We start from the raw sequence: 6,595 nt of genomic DNA, 5'->3' as shown, positions 1-6,595 counted from the left end.
GATACCAGCAGCCCGAGCGGACTTGCGATCCCCGGCTTCGGCGGCACGCTGCCCGACGCCGTGCTCGTCCGTTCGATCGCCGCCGGATCGTTCGAAGCGGTTACCCGGCGCCTCGGGGTGCTGCACGCGTTAAGCAGACTGTCGGTTCCCGTATGGAATTCCGCGCAGGCGATCGAGCGCTGCGTCGACAAGTCGATGACGACATTCCTCCTGAAAAATGCCGGCCTGCCTACGCCACGCACCTTTGCCGTAGAAGGACTTGCCGTCGCCGAGGAGGTCGCGGCGCAAGAGCTTCCGCGGGGACCGCTGGTGCTGAAACCATTGTTCGGGGCGCAAGGCCGCGGCATAAAGCTGATCCGCACGTTCTCGGACCTGCCGGCCGCAGAAGAGGTGAACAGCGTCTACTACCTTCAGCAATATGTGTCGCGTGCCGGTCCGCCTTTCCGGGATTTCCGCGTGTTTGTCTGCGCCGGAGAGACCGTGGCGATGATGAGCCGCATCAGCGACGACTGGATCACGAACGTCAACCGGGGTGGCGTGCCGGAACAGGTTTCCGAACATGGCAAGGCGGAACTGGCATCGCTGGCCGTCGCTGCGTCAGCCGCGGTCGGCGCGGATTTTGCCGGCGTGGACATCGTGCGGGCTGACGACGGCAATCTGTTCATACTCGAAGTGAACAGCATGCCCGCATGGTCGGGATTGCAGTCGGTGGTCGCCGTGAACATCGCCGAAGCAATCGCCGATGCCTTGCTGAAACTTCTGGCCGACCGCGCCGAGGCGGCCGCCGCACCGCGGCCCTACCGTTTTGCCGCGCCTGCGAATTCGTGAGGGCGGGCAAGGTGGTGCTTTCGCGTGAACGCCTCCGGGCCAGCTATAAGAATGCCTGCAGGATGGAGATCGAAGCCCTAAAGCCGGGCAACGTCCATCTGTTCGCCGACGGACACGGCATGTCCGCCGCCCAGTTCATGACAAGTGCGGAGGTTTCCTCCGGGCCGCTGACCGATCCTCGTCTGCCGGTCGGGCAGCGGATGCTGGAGGCGGTGCGCGCGACACGACTGGCGGTCGCAACCAATACCAATCTCGGAATCATCCTTCTGGCAGGGCCTCTGATATGCGCCGCCGAAATGGGCGGTGACAGACTGCGTGACAATCTCGATTCGCTGCTTCGGGCTTTGAGCGTGCAGGATACCAAGGCGGTATTCGAGGCGATCGTCACGGCCGCGCCAGGCGGCCTCGGAGAAGCCGCCAACGATGTGCGGCAGGAGCCGAAGGTCCATTTGCTGGACGCGATGAGGGAGGCTGCCGACCGCGACATGATCGCTCGCCAGTACAGCAACTGTTTCGGCGACGTGTTCGGGGTCGGGCTCGCCGCGCTGGATGGAGCGTTGGCACGTGAAGAAGACGGCATGTGGCCGACGGTGTTCGTCTACATGGCGTTTCTCGCCGGCTTCCCCGACAGCCATGTGATGCGCAAGCACGGCGTTCACGTCGCAAATCAGGCGCGGCAGGAAGCCGTTGCCGTTCAGGCGGCGCTCCATGCCGAGGGCGACGAACCGTCGCGCATTCGTCTGCTCATGGAGTTCGACCGCCGGCTGAAGGCCGACAACATCAACCCCGGCACCTCGGCCGACCTCACCGTGGCTACTCTTTTAGTCCACACCCTCGCCCTCACCTTGCATAATCGCGGCGTTGGTGCTTGACTTCCAAAAGCGGAAGCTGTGCTTCCGCGGCTATCTAGCCAACCGGTCCGGGCAAATCCGGACGCTGCCAACAAGGATAGCTGTCCATCGAGCGCCTGCTCGGTTGCAGCGTCCGTGGACATCATAATTGTGTCTTGGAGGAAATTGGCATGGCAAAAATATCAAAGGTTATGGTCGGTGAATCGCTGGTGGGAGACGGCAACGAAGTCGCGCATGTCGACCTGCTCATCGGCCCGCGGGGGAGCGCGGTCGAAACGGCATTTTGCAACGCGCTTACCAACAACAAGGACGGCTTTACTTCGCTTTTGGCGGTGATCGCGCCCAATCTTCAATGCAAACCCAACACCGTGATGTTCAACAAGGTCACGATCAAGGGTGCCAAACAGGCGGTCCAGATGTTCGGCCCGGCGCAGCACGCCGTGGCAAAGGCCGTGCAGGACAGCGTTGCGGACGGGACCATTCCGGCCAACGAAGCAGACGACGTGTTCATCTGCGTCGGGGTATTCATCCATTGGGACGCGGCGGACGACGCCAAGATCCAGAAATACAATTACGAGGCGACAAAGGAAGCCATCCAGCGCGCCGTTGCAGGAACCCCGACCGCCGCCGAAGCAACGGCCCAGCGCGACAAGGTCAAGCATCCGTTCGCAGCCTAGACAAGAGACAGCCCCGCACAGGAAAAACCCTCTTCTGAGACGGATGGTCTGTTGCGCCGGCTGAAAAAGGTTCTGGGCTTTTGAAACGTCAGCTCCCGAAGGGCGCACGCCCTTCGGGAGCTGACGAGCAACGACGATCAGGCGCCGAGTGACGCGAGGTGGCCGGGCGTGAGCGTAGCGTTGTGCAATGAGGTTGCGACCAGTGCCGCGGCGACGCCCATGGCGGACAAGGCCCTGATGTCGTTCTCGTCGCGGACACCGCCGGCCGCAATGACAGCGCGATTTCCGGCCTTGGCCTTGACCTCCTGCAACCGCCCGAAGTCGGGACCGGCGGCCGCACCGACCTTGGCCAGCGTCATGACAATCACCTTTTGCGGCCAAAGCTCGGGCTCATCGAGAAGAGAACGCGGCCCGCAAAAACTATCGCCGACGAAATCAAGGGACAGGATGAGATCGGGATGATCGCGAAAACGCCGCAGCAACATGTCGTCTCGCTGCGATTCAGAGCCCAGAACAGGAGACAGCGAGCGTTCGGCAAGCGCCGCCAAAAGTGTCTTTTCGTCGGCCACGCCGGCATCGACCCAAAGTTCCGGCGGCTCCGCCATCGTCCTCAGCCGGGCGAGTGCGTCGCTGTTTGGCGCTCCGCCTTCGATAGCGTCCAGATCTGCGATGTAGAAGGTGGAAAAAGGATAAAGCCCACGCAGTCCTTCAGCGACCGCGACCACATCAGGGCTTCGGCTGAGCGGCGTAACGATCGGCCTGTAGCGATCGCGTTTTCCCTGCTGGGCGCGAACCACCACGCCGTCTTTCAGGTCGAGAACCGGAATGATACGCAACGCTTTTTCACCGACCAATTGCCCCCGTCATGAAAGCTTGAAGCGTGGAAAAAAGAAAGGGCATCATTGCCGGTTTCGACATTGGCGGCGCGCATCTGAAGGTGACCCGCGCACAAGACGGTCGCATCGTCGAGGCGGTAACGATCGCAACGCCGCTCTGGCAAGGGTTGGACAAGCTGGCTTCAGCCCTCGACGAAACGGCTCCGATCTACGCGGGTGCGGATCTCAACGCATTCACCATGACGGGCGAACTGTCGGACATCTTTCCGTCCCGCGATGCCGGCGTGGCGGCTCTGCTGGGTCAGATTTCCACCCATTTCCCCGCAGACAAAAAGCTGGTCTATGCCGGACCATCCGGTTTCGTCGGAGTCGAGCGGGCAGCGCAGCTGACCGCCGATGTGGCTTCCGCCAATTGGCACGCGACAGCCTTGTTGGTGGCAAAACTCGCCGGCGATGCCCTGTTCGTCGACATGGGCTCCACCACCACCGATATTATCGCCATCAAGAACGGCGCCGTGGCCAATGACGGCTACACCGATGCCGGACGGCTTCTAACCGGCGAATTGGTCTATACCGGCTTTACCAGGACATTCCTGTTCGGCGTAGCCTCGTCGGCTCCCGTCCATGGCAGGCTAACGCCGCTGATGAACGAATATTTCGCCTCGATCGCCGACGCTCACCGCATCCTGGGCGTGCTCGACGAGGACGACGACAGGCACCCTCCCGCCGACGGCAAGGAAAAGACTGTGGACGGCTCGATCGCGCGGCTGGCGCGCATGGTGGGGCGCGACGCCACCGACCTCACCCCGCCGGAATGGGGTGAAGTCGCGCGCTGGTTCAGCGAGCAGCAACTGCGCAAAGTGCACGATGCAGCGGCGCTGGTTGCCGGAACCCTGTCTCGGGATGTCCCGATCGTCGGCGCCGGAAGCGGTCGCTGGCAGATCAGGCGGCTGGCCGAACGCATGGAACGCAGTTACGTCGATTTCGCCGACATCATCCCCGCCGATGACACTGTTCGCGGGCAAGCGAGCAGCGCGGCACCTGCGTCCGCAGTGGCGCTTTTGGCGGGATATCCTTCGTAAGCAGGTTGCGGCGCTCGCGCCTATGCTCGCGAGTCCTCGCTATCCGAACCTTTGGCGGTCAAGTGATCGCTGACACGCTGCATCAGCCAGCCCCAGGCTTCCTTTTCACCGTCGCCTGCCGTCTTTTCGATGGCGATCGAAAGGTAGGCGATTTCCGCCTCGATCTTGTTGCGCGGCAGCATGCCGAGCCGGCTGACCAGGATGGCCAGCTCAAGCACCGCCGCCTTGGCTCGGTTGAGGCCGGTGAACGGCGCGAGCGTTTCCTCCCGCACCACGCGGCAGAAATGGCGGGGGCGCACACCATTGTCATCGACCGCCCGGACTTCGAGGCCCGAATACGCCAGCGCCGCCTCGAGCCTCGGCACCGGGAACCCGTCAACCGGAACGGTTGGCCAATGCTTGCGGCCTGTCAGGCAGCCGGCAAAGACACGCGCGTCGTCAGTATAATTGGCGATGGCGAACGGCACTTCGGCGAGATTGTCGAGCGTGACCGACGGCCGGAACGGCGCGATAACCCAACCGTCATTCTCGGCAATGATGCCAATCGGCGCGATGTGGACGTTGCCTGCCTTATTGACCGTCGTGATGATCGATTCGCGAATGTAGGGCATGGTCCTAGCGCTCTTTCCTTGCGCGGAGCGTCTTGCCCGGCTCGGCAAGACGGGTACGGTCGGTTTCGGGTGCCGGCGCGGCAACGCCCCATGCGAGCGGCTCGTCCTGCACATAACGCTTGCCGAGCCGCCACGCGATCTCCGCCTTCATCAGTTCCGCGCCGAGGTAAAAAGCGTGTGCGCCGTCGGCGTTGACGTCCAGCCAGGCAAAAAGTTCGAACGCATCCGTGGCAACCGCATGCCCTTTGCTATTGAAAACATGGATGCCGTCCTCCGCTACCGCGATCCGGAAGTTGGCATCGCGCACCTGGGCCGCCAATGCCTCGATATCGTCGGTTGAGGCTGTGAAAGGCTTGCGATCGTGGACCTGCAACAGGCCTGGGTGATAGCCGCGCGGCAACGCGCCGTCCGTGCAAGCAGCCAACATGACGCGGCGGGCGATATCGTGCTCCTCGATCGTCCGCACCGTGTGTGGGCTGACATGCACCGTCAGCACGTTCCGGATCCGGAGTTCCGAGCAGAGCCCCGCTAGCACGGCTGTAACGCCGGAACTGTCGGCGTCGGTCAATTCGGTGAGATTGCCGGTGCCCATCAGCAATTCGATGTCCGGCCAACGGCGCCGCGCCTCGATGAAGCGCCCGAGTGAAACGGCGAAGCCGAAATGGATCGGGTCGAGCACGGGATCGGCAATGAAGGCGACGCCGGCCTTTTGTGCCGCGGTAATCGCCCGGCCGAGCGAATCCAGATCGCCGGGGATGGAGGGTATCAACACTGCCGTAGCCCGATGGTCGAAGATCAACGGCAGCGTGTTCTCATCGAGGCTGAGAAGATAGTCCGCGCCGGCGTGCGCACCGATCGACAGTTCGTCTGCGCTGGCCGAATCGACGCTGACCACAAACCCCTGTGCCTTGAGTGCCCGCACTGCCTCAGCCAGCAACGGAAACGGCGTCTCCGGCAGGCAGCCCAGATCGATGACATCCGCGCCGGCCGCAGCCAGCATCGAGGCCCTCGCCATCAGGGCCTCGACCGACAGCATCGGCGCATCGACGATCTCGGCGAAGATGCGCATATCGTGACGCGTCAGATCCGGCGGTTTGCCCGCCCGGCCAAGGAAGGCCGGAAGGTCGGCGATCTCGTCGGGGCCGCGCACAAAGGGCACGCCGAAATGCTCCGACAGGTGTTCGATGTTTCCCCGATAGCGTCCGGGCAGGATGACGCGGTCGACGTCTCCTGTCAGAGTGAGCCGACGCTTCACGATGTCCTCGCTCATCAGCGCGGCGACCTTGACGCCGACGTCGACGATTTCCCACACGAATTCGGTTCTGCCCAGCCCGGTCAGCAGCCGTTCCAGCCGCGCCTTGGCCAGATGGCCGGTAAGAAAAACCAGCCGCTCAGCCATCGCTTGCGAGTTCGGCCTGGCGCCGTGTGAGCGAGGCTTCGAGATCAGCGAGCGACTCGACCACCAGGGTCCGCTCGAAACTCTTCAACTGTTTGGTATTTTCCAGGTCGATCCTGCGCGGATAGACCTTGACCAGTCCGTGCGGTGCCTGGGTTTCGAGTTCCGGCGCAGTGTCGCAAGCAAAGACGATGGCTGGCACACGGCACTTTCCCGCTTGGGCAAAGACATTGGTGGCGAGCGTGTCGGAAATGCCATGCACGCATTTGGCGACCGTGTTGGACGTGGCCGGCGCCACCACGACCGTGTGATAG

Annotated in this window: 8 protein-coding genes; 4 read left to right on the top strand and 4 right to left on the bottom strand. The window is 62.9% G+C overall.

The genetic code is table 11. The annotated features are described in order from the left end of the window. The 3 genes from ENZ74_RS17235 to fae all read left to right on the top strand — a co-directional run. A partial coding sequence (locus ENZ74_RS17235) for a RimK family alpha-L-glutamate ligase (protein ID WP_127312884.1) occupies positions 1-828 on the top strand: 828 nt, incomplete at its 5' end. After that, on the top strand, positions 825-1,700 hold the full coding sequence (locus ENZ74_RS17230) for a triphosphoribosyl-dephospho-CoA synthase (RefSeq protein WP_335919129.1): 876 nt from the start codon (positions 825-827) through the stop codon (positions 1,698-1,700). The genes ENZ74_RS17235 and ENZ74_RS17230, both read left to right, overlap by 4 nt. Positions 1,701-1,849: 149 nt before the next feature. Continuing rightward, positions 1,850-2,356, top strand: coding sequence for a formaldehyde-activating enzyme (fae, locus tag ENZ74_RS17225; RefSeq protein WP_013532036.1), 507 nt, complete (start codon positions 1,850-1,852; stop codon positions 2,354-2,356). A gap of 137 nt (positions 2,357-2,493) precedes the next feature. Here fae and ENZ74_RS17220 read toward each other — a convergent pair whose 3' ends face one another. Further along, entirely contained in the window at positions 2,494-3,192 is a 699-nt protein-coding gene (locus ENZ74_RS17220) for a HisA/HisF-related TIM barrel protein (protein ID WP_063167854.1), read from the bottom strand. A gap of 44 nt (positions 3,193-3,236) precedes the next feature. Here ENZ74_RS17220 and ENZ74_RS17215 point away from each other — a divergent pair, with 44 nt between their 5' ends. Next, a complete protein-coding gene (locus tag ENZ74_RS17215) occupies positions 3,237-4,274 on the top strand; it encodes a hydantoinase/oxoprolinase family protein (RefSeq protein WP_024504387.1) in 1,038 nt (345 codons plus the stop codon). Between the two features lie 20 nt (positions 4,275-4,294). Here ENZ74_RS17215 and ENZ74_RS17210 read toward each other — a convergent pair whose 3' ends face one another. The 3 genes from ENZ74_RS17210 to ENZ74_RS17200 all read right to left on the bottom strand — a co-directional run. Then, positions 4,295-4,885: a DUF447 domain-containing protein gene (locus ENZ74_RS17210; RefSeq protein ID WP_063167853.1), complete on the bottom strand. Its 591-nt coding sequence runs from the start codon at positions 4,883-4,885 to the stop codon at positions 4,295-4,297. 4 nt (positions 4,886-4,889) lie between these two features. Continuing rightward, the gene (locus ENZ74_RS17205; RefSeq protein ID WP_063167852.1) at positions 4,890-6,284 is read right to left on the bottom strand and encodes a DUF6513 domain-containing protein; all 1,395 of its coding nucleotides are present in this window, start codon (positions 6,282-6,284) and stop codon (positions 4,890-4,892) included. Beyond that, on the bottom strand, positions 6,277-6,595 hold a 319-nt coding region (locus tag ENZ74_RS17200), incomplete at its 5' end, for a flavoprotein (protein WP_281059710.1). The genes ENZ74_RS17200 and ENZ74_RS17205, both read right to left, overlap by 8 nt.

The sequence above is a fragment of the Mesorhizobium sp. M7A.F.Ca.CA.002.15.2.1 genome (assembly GCF_003998715.1).
GTDB classification, from domain to species: Bacteria; Pseudomonadota; Alphaproteobacteria; order Rhizobiales; family Rhizobiaceae; genus Mesorhizobium; species Mesorhizobium ciceri.
This window is presented reverse-complemented; position numbering and strand designations above follow the sequence as displayed.

Bases quoted from the DNA above. Each gene is read 5' to 3' on its own strand.
- fae (WP_013532036.1), top strand. From the start codon at position 1,850: ATGGCAAAAATATCAAAGGTTATGGTCGGTGAATCGCTGGTGGGAGAC.
- ENZ74_RS17210 (WP_063167853.1), bottom strand. From the start codon at position 4,885: ATGCCCTACATTCGCGAATCGATCATCACGACGGTCAATAAGGCAGGC.
- ENZ74_RS17205 (WP_063167852.1), bottom strand. From the start codon at position 6,284: ATGGCTGAGCGGCTGGTTTTTCTTACCGGCCATCTGGCCAAGGCGCGG.